This window comes from Streptomyces sp. NPDC058145, assembly GCF_042884245.1.
In the GTDB taxonomy this organism is placed as follows: domain Bacteria; phylum Actinomycetota; class Actinomycetes; order Streptomycetales; family Streptomycetaceae; genus Streptomyces.
In genome coordinates this window covers 295,270-311,325 of record NZ_JBHVUH010000005.1, presented here as the reverse complement: position 1 = coordinate 311,325, position 16,056 = coordinate 295,270, and the positions used below count along the sequence as shown (strand labels likewise).

Sequence of the window (16,056 nt, the reverse complement as noted above, 5' to 3'; positions counted from 1 at the left end):
GGCCCACCGCCCCGTCGGGCTCGTGAATCCGTTCACAAGATTTCGTCCCTGTTTTCTGCTGTCCTGGGAGACATGACGTCGAGTTCCGCTCCGCCGCCCGCCTCGCCGGGCGCACAGCAGTCCCGGGGACTCCTGCGGCGGCTCACCGCGCGCGGGCGCGACGAGGCCCACCGGGTCTCCTCTCCACTGGAGCTCTTCTTCGATCTGTGTTTCGTCGTGGCCATCGCCCAGGCGGGCGCCCAGCTCGTGCACACGGGGACCGCGGGGCACGTGGCCGACGGGATCCTGAACTACGCGATGGTCTTCTTCGCCATCTGGTGGGCGTGGATGAACTTCACATGGTTCGCCTCGGCGTACGACAACGACGACGCGCTCTACCGGGTCGTCACCCTGGTGCAGATCGCCGGTGTGCTGGTGCTGGCAGCGGGCGTCGCCCCGGCGTTCGAGCGCCACGACTACCTGGTGGTCTGGCTCGGCTATGTGATCATGCGGCTGGCGATGGCCGCGCAGTGGCTCAGGGCGGCCGGATCGGCCGAGGGAGCGGAACGGACCACGGCGCTCAGATACGCCGGCGGTGTCCTCCTGTGCCTGGTCGGCTGGCTCGGTCTTGTGCTGCTGCCCGAACCGGCCCGGCCCTGGGTGTTCCTGGTGATGGCCGTCGCGGAGCTGAGCGTGCCGGTCTACGCGGAGAAGGACCACGAGACGTCCTGGCACGCGCATCACATCGCCGAGCGGTACGGCCTGTTCACGATCATCGTGCTCGGCGAGACGATCGCGGCGGCCACGGTCGCCGTGAAGTCGGCCGTGGACGAGCACGACGCGCTGGGTGAGCTGCTGCCCATCGCGGCGGGCGGCCTGCTGATCGTCTTCTCCGCGTGGTGGATCTACTTCGTGGTGCCCATCCACGGCCATCTGCGTTCCAACAGACAGGCGTTCCTGTGGGGCTACGGCCACTATCTGATCTTCGCCTCGGCCGCCGCGATCGGCGCCGGTCTGGAGGTGGCGGTGGAGCAGACGGTCGGCACGGCCCACGTCTCGACGCTGTCCGCCTCGGCGGCCGTGACCCTGCCGACGGCGCTGTACCTGCTGACGGTGTGGGCGCTGCACTCGCGGCACTTCAAGTCCGGCATCAGCCGGCAACTGGTGCTTCCGGTCGCGGCGCTGCTGGTGATCTGCTGCACCTTCCTGGGCGAGTGGGCGGTGCCCGCGGCGGGGCTGGTGTCGGCGGCCTCGGTGGCGACCGGGGTGACCCTGACGGCGCGCCGGGCCTCCCGCGCGCGGCGCTCGGGCGCCACCGCCCCGGCCGACTGACCGCCCCTCACCCGGGTCTCGCCGTCCTCTTCCCACCCGGGCCGGTTGGGCCACACTGGCCCGCATGACAGTCGACGCTCTGACGGATGTCGCCGGGCTGCGGGTGGGGCACGCCACCCGCACCGGGGACGGCTGGCTCACCGGCACCACGGTCGTGCTCGCGCCCGAGGGGGGTGCCGTCGCCGCTGTGGACGTGCGCGGCGGCGGCCCCGGTACCAAGGAGACCGACGCCCTCGACCCACGCAACGTGGTGCAGCGGGTGGACGCCGTCGTGCTGACCGGCGGCAGCGCCTACGGGCTCGACGCGGCGTCCGGGGTGATGGCCTGGCTGGAGGAGCGGTGCCGCGGGGTTCCGGTGGGGGCGGATCCGGCGCACGTGGTGCCGGTGGTCCCCGCCGCGTGCGTCTTCGACCTGGGCCGGGGCGGGAACTTCCGCGCCCGCCCGGACGCGGCGACGGGACGCGCGGCGGTGGAGGCCGCCGCGGCGAGCGCCCCGGGTGCCTCGGTGCCGGAGGGGTCCGTCGGGGCCGGTACGGGTGCCGCGGCGGGCGGGCTGAGGGGCGGGGTGGGCACGGCGAGCACGGTCCTGGAGTCAGGGGTGACCGTGGCCGCGCTGGTGGTCGTGAACTCCGTGGGGTCCGTGGCGGACCCCGGAACGGGGGCTCTCTACGGGGAGTTGTTCCAGGGGCGTGTGGAGTACCCGGAGGCGCGGGTGCACGAGGCCGCGCGCCGGCGCCTGGAGGAGGTGGCGGCGCGGAACGCTCCCCCGCCGCTCAACACGACACTCGCGGTGGTCGCGACCGACGCGGACCTCGGCAAGGCGCAGGCGCAGAAGCTGGCGGGCACGGCGCACGACGGCATCGCGCGCGCCGTGCGGCCGGTGCACCTGCTGCACGACGGTGACACGGTGTTCGCGCTGGCGACGGGCGCCCGCCCGCTCGGCGGCGGGCATCCGCTGGAGCTGAACGACGTCCTCGCGGCCGGTGCGGACCTGGTGACGCGCGCGATCGTCCGGGCCGTGCGCGCCGCCGAGCCGTTCTCGGGACCGGGTGGAGTGTGGCCGTCGTACGGGGAGTTGTACGGCGGGCGGGGGGCGCCGGGCGCGTAACGGGCGCGGCCCTACCGGCAGCGGGGCCCGGGAGCGTGACTCCCGGATGCGGATTGTCGCGGTTCTGTCACCAGACGACGTCAACGGGCACCGGCGGGAACCTCACCGGCGCCGGAGGGCTCTTTTCCCACGCACTGGAGCGGATCAAGCACATCACACGAACTGGGAGCAGCCCGTGACAACGCCGGACATCGCAACGCGGCGCGTACTGGGGGCCTGTGCCGCCCTGATGGTCGGCGCCCTCACCCTGACGGCCTGCGGCGGCGACGCCAGCGCCACCGGCGAGGACGGCAGGAACGGCAAGGGCTCGGCCACGACTTCCACCGCCGATGTCGTGATCTCGGCCAAGGACGGCTCGACCGGCGCGTCCATCAACGCCACCGGCGTCAAGGTCAGCGACGGCCGGCTGACCGACGTGAAGATGACCGTGTCGGGGTCCGGCCAGGCGGTCCCGGGGGCGATCTCGGCGGACGGCCACACCTGGAAGCCGCAGCGGCAGCTGGAGCGCGGCACGAAGTACCGGATAGCGGCGACCGCCAAGGACGGGAACGGGCGCACCGCGGCGGCCAACTCCATCTTCACCACCGTCTCCTCGGCGAACAGCTTCATCGGCACCTACACGCCGGACAACGGCACCACGGTCGGAGCGGGCATGCCGGTGTCCTTCACCTTCGACAAGTCGATCACCGACCGGAAGGCCGTGCGGTCGCACATCACGGTCGCCTCCAGCAGCGGCCAGCAGGTCGTGGGGCACTGGTTCGGGGACCGCCGGCTGGACTTCCGGCCGCAGGAGTACTGGAAGGCCGGCTCCAAGGTCACGATGAAGATCGACCTGGACGGGGTGCGGGGCGCCAGTGGCGTCTACGGTGTGCAGAAGAAGACGGTGACCTTCACCGTCGGGCGCTCGCAGGTCTCCACGGTGGACGTCAACAGCCAGACCATGACGGTGGTGCGGGACGGCCGGACGGTCAAGACGCTGCCGATCTCCGCGGGCAGCCCGCAGCACACCACGTACAACGGGCAGATGGTGATCTCCGAGAAGTTCGTGCAGACCCGGATGAACGGCTCGACGGTCGGCTTCGGCGGGGAGTACGACATCTCGGACGTCCCGCACGCGATGCGGCTGACCTCGTCGGGCACGTTCATCCACGGCAACTACTGGTACAACAGGGGCAACCCGCCGTTCGGCCGTGAGGGCACCAGCCACGGCTGCGTGGGTCTCGCGGACGTGCAGGGTGCGCAGGGCGACACCACGGCCAAGTGGTTCTACGACAACTCGCTCGTCGGGGACGTCGTGATCGTGAAGAACTCCCCCGACAAGACGGTGGCGCCGGACAACGGCCTCAACGGCTGGAACCTGTCGTGGAGCGACTGGACCGCGGGAAGTGCCGGATGACCGGCGGGTTTTGACAGTACGTGGGGCCGCGCGGGAACTCTTCGCGCGGCCCTCGCGTTTTCCCCGCATACGTTTTCTCGGATCGGGGGACATGATGTCCGACCGAGGGGCTACGGTATGCACCCACTAGGTGACATGCAGCAACGCCGGGAGAAACCTTGAGCGTTCCGTACGAGACGGCAGCGTACGAACCAGCCGAGTCGCCCGAGTCTCCGGAGGAGCACCTCGCGCGACTCCTCGGCCGTGCCCTGAACTCCTTCGAGCTGCCCGACGAGGTGCTCCGGCTGCTCGAGTGCGCCCTGGCGCACGACAGCTCCCTGCACTCCGCCCACCACAGCGCGGGACTGCACCGGGAGACCTACCGGCACACCTGGCTGCTCGCCGACGGCTCGGCGGTGACCCTGTGGGAGCTGGTGCACAACACCGCGCCGGGCGGTGAGGCGCAGCACGAGGTGTACGTCGACGAGGAGGAGCTGCACACCGCCACCGGCCGGCTCGCGCTGCCGCCGGACGCGCCGGACTTCGAACTGCCCGTTGTGACGCAGCTCTCCGCGATACCCGAGCCCCGGCATGTGTACGCCCCGGACGACACGGCGGACCACGCGCGCCGGCTGCTGCGCCGCGCGGAGAACCCCGACCGGCCGGGAGCGGAGGTGGCGGCCCTGCTGGCGACGGCGTCCGCGCACCAGATCACCCAGGCCTTCGGACGGCCCGGGCGGGCCGCACGGGCGGGGCTGAGCTTCGCGCTGTACGAGCACGCGTTCCTGCTGCCGGACGGCGGCGAGGTCTCCCTGTGGGAGGTGGAGCACACGGCGACCCCCGACGGGCGGCACATGTGCGAGGTTTACATGAGCCAGGACGCGGCCCGGGACGCCATGGAGCGACGGGCGGCACGACAGGTCTGAGGCCCGCGGGCCCGACAGGTCCGAGGTCCGGAGGTCCGGCCTCGCCCGCGGCCGTCAGCGGCCGCCGAGTTGCCGTACGAGGCCGGCGAAGGCGTCCTGTTCCTCCGGGGTCAGCTCGACGGACTCCCTCGAGGGCCCGGCCTGCGGCTGGTCCGGCAGCGCGGGGAGGACCGGGGCAACCGGAAGCACGGGGAGAGCGGCCGCCCGACGCCGTTCGGCGGCGGCCCCGTCACGGAAGCGGCGCAGCAGGCGCATCACGATGACGGCCCAGACGACGCCCGCGGCGGTGAGGACGGCCACGCCGGTCAGCTGGAGTGTCGAGGCGTGCTCAGGCATGCCCCCCAGTAGACACCACGGTCCGGGACTTCCGTCCCGGACCGTGACGTATCTCGCAGGTGCCGTGAACAACTCACAGCGCACCAAAGGGACAAGAGGCGCGGCTCCCCGTCAGGCGGCGACCGCCTGCTTCGTCTCCCGCGCCGCCGCGGCGGGACCGGTGGCGGGGTCGTCGGACGTGGTCCCGGGGACCGGCCGGCGCATGCCCTTGAGGACGACGACCAGGGCCGCGGTGACGCAGACGCCGGCCGCGATGGCTATCAGGTAGAGGAACGGGTTGCCGATCAGCGGGACCACGAAGATGCCGCCGTGCGGGGCGCGCAGGGTGGCTCCGAAGGTCATCGACAGGGCGCCGGTGAGCGCGCCGCCCACCATGGCGGAGGGGATGACCCGCAGCGGGTCCGCCGCGGCGAACGGGATCGCGCCCTCGGAGATGAAGGAGGCGCCCAGTACCCAGGCGGCCTTGCCGTTCTCGCGCTCGGTCTGGGTGAAGAGCTTGCCGCGCACGGTCGTGGCCAGGGCCATCGCCAGCGGCGGGACCATGCCGGCGGCCATCACCGCGGCCATGATCTTCATCGCGGAGTCGCTCGGGGCGGCGACCGCGATGCCGGCGGTGGCGAAGGTGTAGGCCACCTTGTTCACCGGACCGCCCAGGTCGAAGCACATCATCAGGCCGAGCAGACCGCCGAGCAGGATGGCGTTGGTGCCGGTGAGGCCGTTCAGCCAGTCGGTCATGCCCTTCTGCGCGGAGGCGATGGGCTTGCCGATCACGACGAACATCAGGAACCCGACGATGGCCGAGGAGATCAGCGGGATCACCACCACCGGCATGATGCCGCGCAGCGCCGCCGGGATGCTGATCCGCTGGATCGCCATCACCACACCGCCGGCGATCAGACCGGCCGCGAGTCCGCCGAGGAAGCCCGCGTTGATCGTCAGCGCGATGGAGCCGCCGACGAAGCCGGGGACCAGACCGGGGCGGTCCGCCATGCCGTAGGCGATGTAGCCGGCCAGGACCGGGACGAGGAAGGCGAAGGCCACGCCGCCGATCTGGAACAGCAGGGCGCCCCAGCTGTCGGCCTGGGTCCACATGAAGTGGTCCATCACCGAGGGCGCCTTGTTGATCTTGTAGCCGCCGATCGCGAAGCCGAGGGCGATCAGCAGACCGCCCGCGGCGACGAACGGGACCATGTAGCTGACGCCGCTCATCAGCCACTTGCGGAGCTTGGTGCCGTAGCCCTCGCGCGAGTCACCGGTCCGCTCGACCGGTGTGCTCGCGGAGGCGGCCGCGGTGACCTCGCCGCGCGCGGCCTTCTCCCGCACCTCGGTGATGAGTTCGCCGGGCCGGTTGATGCCCGCCTTCACGCCGACGTCGACGGTTGGCTTGCCCGCGAAGCGGCCCTTGTCGCGTACGGGGACGTCGTGCGCGAAGATCACGCCGTCCGCAGCCGCGATCGCCTCCGGGTCCAGCCGGGTGAAGCCGGCCGAGCCCTGGGTCTCCACGACCACCTCGGCGCCGGCCTCGCGGCCCGCGTTCTCCAGCGACTCGGCCGCCATGTAGGTGTGGGCGATGCCGGTCGGGCAGGAGGTGACGGCGACGATGCGGAAGGGCCGCTCGTGCGGGACGGAATCGGCGTCGGCGGCGGGGCCCGAGCCGGATTCCGCGGTGGCCGCCGGGGCCGGTCCGCCGGCGTCCGACGGCTCCGGCGTACTGCCCGCCGCGGCGTCGGCGGAGGCCGCCCCCGACACCGCGGCGGTGTTCTCGGGGGCGCCGTCGGCCGGCGCCTCCTCCCCGCGGATGAGCGCCGCCGCCGTGCCGCCGGCGCCCACGGATCGCAGCGCGTCGGTGAACTCGGCGTTCATCAGCTGCCGGGCCAGCGACGACAGGATCGTCAGATGGGCGTCGTCGGCGCCGGCCGGGGCGGCTATGAGGAAGATCAGGTCGGCGGGGCCGTCCGGCGCGCCGAAGTCGATGCCGGCGGCGCTGCGGCCGAAGGCGAGCGTCGGCTCGGTGACATGGGTGCTGCGGCAGTGCGGGATGCCGATGCCGCCGTCGAGGCCGGTGGGCATCTGCGCCTCACGGGCGGCCACGTCGGCGAGGAAGCCGTCGAGGTCGGTCACCCGGCCGAGGGCCACCATGCGCTCGGCGAGTGCGCGCGCCGCCGCTTCCTTGGTGTCGGCGGACAGGTCGAGGTCGACCAGGTCCGCGGTGATCATGTCGCTCATCGCGGGCTCCAATGCGCGCGTACCGCCCGGGGAGTGGGGCGGGCGGGGGTGGGGACGGGGGTGCGGTCGGGGGAGGCTTCGGGGCGGATGGAGTCGGGGCCGGGCGGCCCCTGCCTCCTGGGGCCTGTCGCGACGGGCGCCAGGGCGCCCTGCCGTTCGGGCTCGGGCGGGGTGGGGACGTCCGGGCGAGGAGGCCTTGGGCGGCCGCCCAGATGCCTGCCGCCGGGGCGGGTGCCGCGCAGCGCCATGGCGGTCATGACACCGGCTCCCCGAGCTCGCGGTCGACGGGGATGTCGGCCGTGACCGTGACCGCCGTCGGGTCCAGGTCGACGGGGGCCGGCATCACGCTGCCCGGGAGCTGCACGGCGGCGGCGCCGTGGGCGACGGCGGAGGCGAGGGCCCGAGGGCCGCTGCCGCCGGCGATCAGGAAACCGGCGAGGGAGGAGTCACCGGCTCCCACGTTGCTGCGGACGGTGCGCACCCGCGCGCTGCCGAACCAGGCGCCCGTGCCGTCCACCAGCAGCTGTCCGTCGGCGCCCAGGCTCGCGAGTACGGCGCCCGCGCCCATCCCGCGCAGCTCCTCGGCCGCCTTCAGGGCGTCGCCCACGGTCGTCAGGGGGCGTGCGACGGCTTCCGCGAGCTCCTCGGCGTTGGGCTTCACCACGTCGGGCCGGGCGCGCAACGCCTCCTGCAGCGCACGCCCCGAGGTGTCCAGGGCGATGCGGGCGCCCCCGGCGTGCGCCCGGGTGACGACATCGGCGTACCAGGAGGGTGCGAGCCCCCGGGGCAGGCTGCCGCAGCACGCGATCCAGTCGGCGGCGCGCGACTGCTCGCGGACGGTGTCCAGGAGCAGTTCCTGCTCGGCGGGCGACAGGTCCGGCCCGGGTGCGTTGATCTTCGTCAGCACCCCGTCCGCCTCCGCCAGCGCGATGTTGGAACGGGTGGCCCCGGCGACCGGGACCGGCGCGACCTCGATGCCCTGCGCGTCGAGCAGCTCGGCGACCAACGCGCCCGGCGCACCGCCCAGGGGCAGGACGGCGACCGTGCGCCGTCCGGCGGCCGCCACGGCGCGCGAGACGTTCACACCCTTGCCGCCGGGGTCCATGCGCTCACCGGTGGCGCGGATGATCTCACCGCGCTCCAGGGAGGGAACCTCGTAGGTGCGGTCGAGGGACGGGTTGGGGGTGACGGTGAGGATCATGCGCGCACCACTTCCGTGCCGCCGCGCTCGATGGCAGCGGCGTCTTCTTGGCTCAGCCCGCTGTCGGTGATCAGCAGGTCCACGTCGCTCAGGGCGCCGAAGCGGGCGAAGTGCTCCTGGCCGTGCTTGGCGGAGTCGGCGAGGAGGACCACGCGGCGCGCGGCGGCGACGGCCGCGCGCTTGACCGCGGCCTCGGCGAGGTCGGGGGTGGTCAGGCCGTGCTCGGCGGAGAAGCCGTTGGCGGCGACGAACGCCACGTCGGCGCGGATCTCGCCGTACGCGCGCAGCGCCCAGGCGTCCACGGCGGCCCGCGTACGGTGCCGTACCCGCCCGCCGATCAGGTGGAGCTGGATGCCGGGGTGGTCGGCGAGGCGGGCGGCGATGGGCAGGCTGTGCGTGACGACGGTGAGGGCGGACTCCAGCGGGATCGCCGCGGCCAGCCGTGCCACCGTCGTGCCGGCGTCGAGGATCAGCGTGCCCTCGGCGGGCAGCTCGGCGAGGGCCGCCTTGGCGATGCGGTCCTTCTCGTCGGCGGCGGTCGACTCGCGCTCGGTGAGGTCCGGCTCGAAGTCGAGGCGACCGACGGGGATGGCTCCGCCGTGCACTCGGCGGACGAGGCCGGCCCGGTCGAGGGCCTTCAGATCGCGGCGGATCGTCTCCGCCGTCACCTGGAACTCCTCGGCCAGCGACAGCACGTCCACCCGGCCGCCGTCGCGGGCGAGGCGGAGGATCTCCTGCTGTCGTTCCGGTGCGTACATGCCCGTTTACCTCCACCTCATGCCCGAACGTGTGGTTTCACTGCGAGGCTACGCCCGGAATTCCGGAAAGTAAACAAGTTCGGGCGGCAATCGGGCATGAACGGACTTCCGGTTCCGTCCGGCCACAGGCCGGTGAAGGGCGGAGGGCCCGGCACCTGCTCGGTGCCGGGCCCTTCCTCGCCGCCCCCGCTCAGGCCACCAGCTCGGGCTCCTTCTCCACCACCGGGGCGTCGGCGGTGGCGCCCTCCACGTGCTGCGCCGGACGCTTCGGCAGGGCGGACATCAGCAGGAAGATCGCGCCCAGGATGCCGGCGACCCACCACAGGGCGTGCTGGAAGCCGTTCACGAAGGCGGGGCCCACCTGGGCGGGGGTCAGCCGGTCGCCGATCACCCCGAAGAAGAGCACCGACACCAGGCCCAGACCGAGGGCGTTGCCCATCTGCTGCACGGTGTTGATCAGGCCGGAGGCCGACCCGGCGTGCTCACGCGGCACCTCCGAGAGCACCGCGTCCGTCAGCGGGGCGACGATGAGTCCCATGCCCGCGCCCATCACTACCAGCGGCAGCGCCATCTGCCAGGAGGCGATGGAGAGGCCGTAGCGGTGCGACTCCCAGATGTAGAGGAGCACGCCCATCGCCATCAGCAGCGCGCCCGCCCGCAGCACCTTCCGGCCGAACCGCGGGACCAGCTTCTGCACGGACATCCCCGCCGCCGTGGACACCGCGAGTGAGAACGGCACACCGGTCAGGCCCGCCCGCAGCGGGCTCCAGCCCAGGCCGATCTGCATGTACAGCGTCCAGACCAGGAAGAAGATGCCGAGCGTGACACCGAAGACGGTCTGTACGGCGATGCCGGCGGCGAAGCTCTTCACCCGGAACAGGGACAGCTCGATCAGGGGCGAGCCGTCGCGGGCCGCCTTGCGCCGCTCGTAGGCCACCAGCGCCGCGAATACGCCGAGCGCGCCGACCATGCACACGTAGCCCCACAGCGGCCAGCCCAGCTCGCGGCCGCGGGTCAGCGGATAGAGCAGCATCAGCAGGCCGAGCGTCACCAGGGCGACGCCGACGAGGTCCAGCTTCAGTGCCTTCGGCGCCCGGGACTCGGTGATGAAGCGGCGGCCGAGGAGGAAGGCGGCGATGCCGACCGGCAGGTTGATCAGGAAGATCGGCCGCCACTGAAGTCCGAACAGGTTCCACTCCGTCAGCAGGGCGCCGAGCAGCGGGCCGGAGACCGCGCCGAGGCCGACGATCGCTCCGAACAGGCCGAAGACCTTGCCGCGTTCATGGGCGGGGAAGGTGGCGTGCACGATCGACAGGACCTGCGGGACCATCAGGGCCGCCATGCCGCCCTGCAGGATGCGGGAGGCGACCAGCATCTCCGGGTTGGCGGCGAAGCCGCACAGGGCGGAGGCCAGGGTGAAGCCGCCGATGCCGACCAGGAACAGCCGCCTGCGGCCGTGGATGTCGCCGAGCCGGCCGCCGGTGATCAGGCCCGCCGCGAAGGCCAGGGCGTAGCCCGCCGTTATCCACTGGATCTGGCCGAGCGAGGCGCCCGCGTCCTTCTGGATCGAGGGGATCGCGATGTTGACGATCGTGACGTCGACGAGGTCCATGAAGGCCGCCGTCATCACGATCGCGAGCGCGAACCAGCGGCGGCGGTCGGCCGGCCCGGCCGGGTCCCGCCGGGCACCGAGGGTCTGTTCCGTGGAGATCATGCGTCCAAGCTAGAACCGCAATAGGTCAGATCGTGTCCTAGATATGCGGCATTCTCCTAAGCATGACGACGGACACCCCGGCCCGGCTCCTCCAGCTCCTGTCCCTCCTGCAGACGCCGCGCGAGTGGCCGGGGGGCGAGCTGGCCGACCGGCTGCGCGTCTCCCGCCGCACCGTGCGGCGGGACATCGACCGGCTGCGGGAGCTGGGCTATCCGGTGCAGGCCAGCAAGGGCTCCGACGGCGGGTACCGGCTGGTCGCGGGAAAGGCCATGCCGCCGCTGGTGCTGGACGACGAGGAGGCGGTGGCGATCGCGGTCGGGCTGCGGGCCGGGGCCGGGCACGCGGTCGAGGGGGTGGACGAGGCCTCGGTGCGGGCGCTGGCGAAGCTGGAACAGGTGCTGCCGGCCCGGCTGCGCCACCGGGTGTCAACGCTGCAGGCCGCGACGACGCCGCTGACCAGTGGGGACGGGGCGAGCATCGCGCCGGAGACGCTGACCGTGATGGCGTCCACGGTGGCGGGGCGGGAGCGGCTGCGGTTCGCCTACCGCGACAAGGAGGGCGGTGAGTCGCGGCGGCTGACGGAGCCGCACCGGCTGGTCTCGACGGGGCGGCGGTGGTACCTCGTCGCGTACGACCTGGGGCGGGAGGACTGGCGGACGTTCCGGGTGGACCGGGTACGGGAGCCCTTCGCGACCGGCGTCCGGTTCACTCCGCGGGAGTTGCCGGAGGGGGATGCGGCGGAGTATCTGCGGAGGTCGATCCGGCGGCGGGGGCAGGACACGTACGCGTTCGAAGTGCGGTTCGCCGGGACGGTGGAGGAGGTGGCCGCGCGGACGCCGGAGTGGGTCGGGGTGCCGGAGGCGGATGGCGGCGGGGGGTGCGTGCTACGGGGGACGAGTGGGGAGCCGGTGGAGTGGCTGGCTGTGCGGCTGGCGATGGTGGGGTGTGAGTTTGTGGTTCGGGAGCCGGATGAACTCGTCTCGTGCGTGCGGGAGTTGGGGGGCCGGTTGAGTCGGGCGGGGGTGGGCGGAGGGTAGTGGTTCTGGCGGGGGGGTCTGTGCGCAAGGTTTTTGGCTGCCCCGGCGTTGGGGCCGGGCGGGGTTCTTCGGTACCCGGCGTTGGGACTGGGCGGGGTTCTTCGGTACCCGGCGTTGGGACTGGGCGGGGTTCTTCGGTACTCGGCGCTGGGGCCGGGCGGGGGGTGTTGCGCTTGCCCGCGCTTGCGGGGTTCCCGCAGCCAGGGCGCGCGGCCGTTCACGGCTGCGGTCGGGATCGTTGGCCGCGGTCAGGAATCGGACGGTGAACGGGTCTCGGGCCAGGCGTAGTTCTCCAGGGCTGTCAGGTTTTGGAGGGCCAGGGTTGCGGGGCCGTTGGGGCCAGTGGGTGGGGAGGTGGTGGTGGCCCAGGACTCGACGGCCACGCGGATCGCCGCGCCGGCCACCGCCGCCGTGAGACGGAGGTGCGGCGGGATCGCCGGCGGCCGGGCAACGTCGTCCTCGACGGATTCCGCGGATTCCGTGGGCTCCGTGGGCTCCGTGGGCTCCGCGGACGACAGCCGTTCCGCCAGGGTCTCCGCGAGCGCGCCCTCGGACGTCCGGCAGACCTCCGCCCACACCTTCCCGAGGGCGGGGCTCGCGTCGGCCAGGCGGATCAGGGTGCGGACCCATTCCCAGGAGGCGGCCGAGACTCCCACGCCGGGGCTGAGGGTGTGCTCGACCGCGTGGCGCAGCGCCTCCGGTACGGAGAGGCCGGGCGGGGCGTCGCGGACCGCCTGGATGCAGAGCTCGGCGCCCGCCGCGTACAGCGGCGCCACCGCCTCTTCCTTGGAGGCGAAGTAGCGGTAGAAGGTGCGCGGGGCGATGCCCGCGGCCTGGGCGATGTCCTCCGCGCGCGTGGCGCGCAGGCCCTGGCGCACGAAGAGCGCGGCCGCCGCGCGGGCGATCTCCATACGGGTCTCGGCCTTGCGGCGTTCGGTCAGGGACATCGGGGCGGTGGCGGAAACAGGCTGGTGGGCGGTGTTGCCGGTGGTGCTGGGGGTGCTCACCTCGGCAGGCTATGCCGGTGTGGCAGAATCTGCCATTCGAGCGGGCCACCCCGGGGTTCAGGTACGGGGTGGCCCGCCGTTCCAGCATGTGGCCGGGCCCCGGCGCCGGGGGGGGTAGGCGCCGGGGCCCGGCTCTGGAACGTTCCGACGCCGGGGGGGATGGCGTCGGAACGTGGCTCACTCGGCGAGTACCTGGCGAGTGCTCGTCGTGCCGCATGTGGGGGTGGGTGCTACGGCTGGGAGTGCGGCCCTTGGTTCAAGTCCAACTCCTGGGCCCGCAATGGTTTTTCCCTCGGGCCCCGGAGTTGAAGCGACGGTACCGCGCCATGTTTGCGCCGTCTTTCGCCACCGGGTGTGCGCGGTCGTACGCCGACCGGTCAGGCCGCCGCGTCGAAGCCGGTGCCACGGGCGAGCTTCTTCAGTTCGAGCAACGCGTGCTTCTCGATCTGCCGGATGCGTTCGCGGGTCAGGCCGTGCTCCTTGCCGACCTCGGTCAGCGTGCGCTCGCGGCCGTCCTCGATGCCGTACCGCATCTTGATGATGGAGGCCGTGCGCTGGTCCAGGCGGCCGATCAGGTCGTCCAGCTCCTCGCTGCGCAGGAGCGTGAGGACCGACTGCTCGGGGGAGACCGCCGAGGTGTCCTCCAGCAGGTCGCCGAACTGGGTCTCGCCCTCGTCGTCCACCGGCATGTTCAGGGAGACCGGGTCACGGGACCAGTCGAGCACGTCGGTCACGCGCTCCGGCGTCGAACCCAGCTCGGCGGCGATCTCCGCGGGCTCCGGCTCGCGCCCGTGCTCGCGGTTGAACTCGCGCTGGACACGGCGGATGCGGCCCAGCTCCTCCACCAGGTGGACGGGGAGCCGGATCGTGCGGGACTGGTCGGCTATCGAGCGGGTGATGGCCTGACGGATCCACCAGGTGGCGTACGTCGAGAACTTGAAGCCCTTGCGGTAGTCGAACTTCTCGACGGCGCGCACCAGACCGGCGTTGCCCTCCTGGATCAGGTCCAGCAGCGGCAGACCGCTGCGCGGGTAGCGCCGGGCCACCGCCACGACCAGGCGGAGGTTGGAGCGGATGAAGACGTCCTTGGCCCGCTCACCGGCGTCTACCAGGGCCTGCAGTTCCTCGCGGGTGGCGTCCGACTTCGACTCCTCGTCGCCGTCGAGGACCTGCCGCGCGAACACACCCGCCTCGATGGTCTGGGACAGCTCGACCTCCTTGGCGGCGTCGAGCAGCGGCGTACGCGCGATCTCGTCGAGGTACATGCCGACCAGGTCGCGATCGGCGATCTCGCCGGCGTGGGCGCGAACACTGCCTGCCGAGTCGGCCGTCTCGCCGGTGGCGGACTTACGACGGGCGACGGCACGGGTTGCCATGCGTGCTCCCTTGCGATGGTGGGCTGGCGGGTGGTCCTTCGAACGCTTGGCATCGAACGGATTCGTCTTGCGGATCTGACTCCTTGGGACTCTCCTCGAGTGCCCCGCATCCGAGGGAAACAACGACTGGAATCCGGACAGAATTCCCAACCCGACCCTCAATTTTTCTGATCATGCAGTACCCTGTCGGCCACACGGGGAGGCGCAATGCCGTCGACACACGCAGAGGTGCAGGTCAGGCCGGGGGTCGAGGGGGATCTCGAGGTCCTCACGGAGATCTACAACCACTATGTGCGCGAGACGGCGATCACATTCGACACGGCCATCTTCACCGCGGAAGAGCGCCGCCCTTGGCTGCTCTCCCACCCGGTAGACGGCCCGTACCGCCTGATGGTTGCCACGGCGGCGGACTCACAGGAGATTCTGGGGTACGCCACATCCAGCCCTTACCGTGCGAAGCCCGCGTACTCCACCTCGGTGGAGACCACCGTGTACGTCGCCCCGGGCTCCCTCAGAGGTAGCACCCCCAGCCGCCGCGGCATCGGCACCCTGCTCTACGACGCCCTCTTCAGGGCGCTGGCCGCTGAGGACCTGCACCGCGCCTACGCGGGCATCGCGCAGCCGAACGAGGCCTCACGGCGGCTGCACGCCCGCTTCGGCTTCCGGCACGTCGGCACCTACCGGGAGGTGGGCCGCAAGTTCGGCCGCTACTGGGACGTGGCCTGGTACGAGAAGGACCTCGGGCGGGCCCCCCTCGGGTAGACACCGCCCGGATACCCACTCACCCGAACTGCAGCGACCGCTTCGCCAGCCCCATCCAGAACCCGTCGATCACCGACTTCTGCGCGTCGAGTTCGCCGCCCGCCTCGGCCGCGCCCATGGTCACGAAGAGCGGGGCGAAGTGCTCGGTGCGCGGGTGGGCGTAGCGACCGGCCGGGGCCTTCCGGAGGAAGTCCAGCAGGGTGTCCCAGTCGCGGGCCTCCAGGGCCCGGCGGCCCCAGTCGTCGAACTCGGCGGACCAGGTCGGCACGCCGGCCCCGGTGTGCCGCAGGGCGGCGAGGTTGTGGGTGAAGAAGCCGGAGCCGACGATCAGCACGCCCTCGTCGCGCAGCGGGGCGAGCTTGCGGCCGATGTCCATCAGCCGGACCGGGTCGAGGGTCGGCATGGAGATCTGCAGGACGGGGATGTCGGCGGCCGGGAACATCTCGACGAGCGGCACGTAGGCGCCGTGGTCGAGGCCGCGGTCGGGGATGTCCTGGACCGGGATGCCGGGGGCGCGCAGCAGCTTGCGGACGGATTCGGCCAGCTCGGGCGCGCCGGGAGCGGCGTACCGGACCCGGTAGTAGTGCTCGGGGAAGCCCCAGAAGTCGTAGACGAGGGGGACGGTCTCTACGGCGCCTAGTGCGAGCGGGGCCTCCTCCCAGTGGGCGGAGACCATGAGGATCGCCCTGGGGCGCGGCAGACCGGCCGACCAGGCGGCGAGCTGGCCAGGCCAGACGGGATCGTCGGCGAGCGGCGGGGCGCCGTGGCTGAGGTAGAGGGCGGGCATGCGCTCCCGCCCGGCAGCGGACGTCTCCTGCGGTGCGGCGGACATGACAGCGGCTCCCGGTGCTCGGTCCCTGTGAGACACACCCTCAAGGTGCTTTAAGTCTCAAGCTTTCCGCTTAAGCGTACGCCCGAC

The 16,056-nt window shown here is 72.3% G+C and carries 14 protein-coding genes; 6 read left to right on the top strand and 8 right to left on the bottom strand.

Features of this window, described 5'->3' with window-relative positions:
• Nucleotides 1-72 precede the first annotated feature (72 nt).
• The 4 genes from ACFVVO_RS13865 to ACFVVO_RS13850 all read left to right on the top strand — a co-directional run bounded on the left by ACFVVO_RS13865 (nt 73) and on the right by ACFVVO_RS13850 (nt 4,720).
• Nucleotides 73-1,311, top strand: coding sequence for a low temperature requirement protein A (locus ACFVVO_RS13865; protein ID WP_390054612.1), 1,239 nt, complete (start codon nt 73-75; stop codon nt 1,309-1,311).
• 64 nt (nt 1,312-1,375) lie between these two features.
• A complete protein-coding gene (locus ACFVVO_RS13860; protein WP_390054610.1) occupies nt 1,376-2,419 on the top strand; it encodes a P1 family peptidase in 1,044 nt (347 codons plus the stop codon).
• A 175-nt stretch (nt 2,420-2,594) separates the two neighbouring features.
• The gene (locus ACFVVO_RS13855) at nt 2,595-3,815 is read left to right on the top strand and encodes an Ig-like domain-containing protein (RefSeq protein WP_390054608.1); all 1,221 of its coding nucleotides are present in this window, start codon (nt 2,595-2,597) and stop codon (nt 3,813-3,815) included.
• A 158-nt stretch (nt 3,816-3,973) separates the two neighbouring features.
• Nucleotides 3,974-4,720: a DUF6227 family protein gene (locus ACFVVO_RS13850; protein ID WP_390054606.1), complete on the top strand. Its 747-nt coding sequence runs from the start codon at nt 3,974-3,976 to the stop codon at nt 4,718-4,720.
• Nucleotides 4,721-4,774: 54 nt separating this feature from the next.
• Here the strand turns inward: ACFVVO_RS13850 and ACFVVO_RS13845 are convergent, their stop codons facing one another.
• From ACFVVO_RS13845 to ACFVVO_RS13825, 5 genes are all read right to left on the bottom strand, one after another.
• A complete protein-coding gene (locus tag ACFVVO_RS13845; RefSeq protein ID WP_390054604.1) occupies nt 4,775-5,056 on the bottom strand; it encodes a hypothetical protein in 282 nt (93 codons plus the stop codon).
• Between the two features lie 111 nt (nt 5,057-5,167).
• The gene (locus tag ACFVVO_RS13840) at nt 5,168-7,282 is read right to left on the bottom strand and encodes a fructose-specific PTS transporter subunit EIIC (protein WP_390054603.1); all 2,115 of its coding nucleotides are present in this window, start codon (nt 7,280-7,282) and stop codon (nt 5,168-5,170) included.
• A 253-nt stretch (nt 7,283-7,535) separates the two neighbouring features.
• Entirely contained in the window at nt 7,536-8,483 is a 948-nt protein-coding gene (gene pfkB, locus ACFVVO_RS13835) for a 1-phosphofructokinase (RefSeq protein ID WP_390054601.1), read from the bottom strand.
• Nucleotides 8,480-9,241, bottom strand: a complete 762-nt coding sequence (locus ACFVVO_RS13830; protein WP_390054600.1) for a DeoR/GlpR family DNA-binding transcription regulator — start codon at nt 9,239-9,241, stop codon at nt 8,480-8,482. Before ACFVVO_RS13830 ends, pfkB begins: the two co-directional genes overlap by 4 nt.
• A 190-nt stretch (nt 9,242-9,431) precedes the next feature.
• Nucleotides 9,432-10,955, bottom strand: a complete 1,524-nt coding sequence (locus ACFVVO_RS13825) for an MFS transporter (RefSeq protein WP_390054598.1) — start codon at nt 10,953-10,955, stop codon at nt 9,432-9,434.
• 62 nt (nt 10,956-11,017) lie between these two features.
• Here ACFVVO_RS13825 and ACFVVO_RS13820 point away from each other — a divergent pair, with 62 nt between their 5' ends.
• Nucleotides 11,018-11,992: a helix-turn-helix transcriptional regulator gene (locus ACFVVO_RS13820; RefSeq protein ID WP_390054596.1), complete on the top strand. Its 975-nt coding sequence runs from the start codon at nt 11,018-11,020 to the stop codon at nt 11,990-11,992.
• Between the two features lie 248 nt (nt 11,993-12,240).
• Here the strand turns inward: ACFVVO_RS13820 and ACFVVO_RS13815 are convergent, their stop codons facing one another.
• The gene (locus ACFVVO_RS13815) at nt 12,241-12,903 is read right to left on the bottom strand and encodes a TetR/AcrR family transcriptional regulator (protein WP_390054896.1); all 663 of its coding nucleotides are present in this window, start codon (nt 12,901-12,903) and stop codon (nt 12,241-12,243) included.
• A gap of 473 nt (nt 12,904-13,376) precedes the next feature.
• Nucleotides 13,377-14,375, bottom strand: coding sequence for an RNA polymerase sigma factor RpoD/SigA (locus tag ACFVVO_RS13810; protein WP_390054595.1), 999 nt, complete (start codon nt 14,373-14,375; stop codon nt 13,377-13,379).
• A 207-nt stretch (nt 14,376-14,582) separates the two neighbouring features.
• Between ACFVVO_RS13810 and ACFVVO_RS13805 the strand changes: the two genes are divergently transcribed.
• Nucleotides 14,583-15,137: a GNAT family N-acetyltransferase gene (locus ACFVVO_RS13805; RefSeq protein WP_390054594.1), complete on the top strand. Its 555-nt coding sequence runs from the start codon at nt 14,583-14,585 to the stop codon at nt 15,135-15,137.
• Nucleotides 15,138-15,156: 19 nt separating this feature from the next.
• On the opposite strand, the gene ACFVVO_RS13800 is transcribed toward ACFVVO_RS13805, so the two are convergent.
• Entirely contained in the window at nt 15,157-15,969 is an 813-nt protein-coding gene (locus ACFVVO_RS13800) for a dioxygenase (RefSeq protein ID WP_390054592.1), read from the bottom strand.
• Between the last annotated feature and the right edge of the window lie 87 nt (nt 15,970-16,056).

Excerpts from the sequence above, each read along its gene's own strand:
- ACFVVO_RS13865 (WP_390054612.1), top strand. The coding sequence starts at position 73 with ATGACGTCGAGTTCCGCTCCGCCGCCCGCCTCGCCGGGCGCACAGCAG.
- ACFVVO_RS13860 (WP_390054610.1), top strand. The coding sequence starts at position 1,376 with ATGACAGTCGACGCTCTGACGGATGTCGCCGGGCTGCGGGTGGGGCAC.
- ACFVVO_RS13845 (WP_390054604.1), bottom strand. The coding sequence starts at position 5,056 with ATGCCTGAGCACGCCTCGACACTCCAGCTGACCGGCGTGGCCGTCCTC.
- ACFVVO_RS13840 (WP_390054603.1), bottom strand. The coding sequence starts at position 7,282 with ATGAGCGACATGATCACCGCGGACCTGGTCGACCTCGACCTGTCCGCC.
- pfkB (WP_390054601.1), bottom strand. The coding sequence starts at position 8,483 with ATGATCCTCACCGTCACCCCCAACCCGTCCCTCGACCGCACCTACGAG.
- ACFVVO_RS13830 (WP_390054600.1), bottom strand. The coding sequence starts at position 9,241 with ATGTACGCACCGGAACGACAGCAGGAGATCCTCCGCCTCGCCCGCGAC.
- ACFVVO_RS13825 (WP_390054598.1), bottom strand. The coding sequence starts at position 10,955 with ATGATCTCCACGGAACAGACCCTCGGTGCCCGGCGGGACCCGGCCGGG.
- ACFVVO_RS13820 (WP_390054596.1), top strand. The coding sequence starts at position 11,018 with ATGACGACGGACACCCCGGCCCGGCTCCTCCAGCTCCTGTCCCTCCTG.
- ACFVVO_RS13815 (WP_390054896.1), bottom strand. The coding sequence starts at position 12,903 with ATGGAGATCGCCCGCGCGGCGGCCGCGCTCTTCGTGCGCCAGGGCCTG.
- ACFVVO_RS13810 (WP_390054595.1), bottom strand. The coding sequence starts at position 14,375 with ATGGCAACCCGTGCCGTCGCCCGTCGTAAGTCCGCCACCGGCGAGACG.
- ACFVVO_RS13805 (WP_390054594.1), top strand. The coding sequence starts at position 14,583 with ATGCCGTCGACACACGCAGAGGTGCAGGTCAGGCCGGGGGTCGAGGGG.
- ACFVVO_RS13800 (WP_390054592.1), bottom strand. The coding sequence starts at position 15,969 with ATGTCCGCCGCACCGCAGGAGACGTCCGCTGCCGGGCGGGAGCGCATG.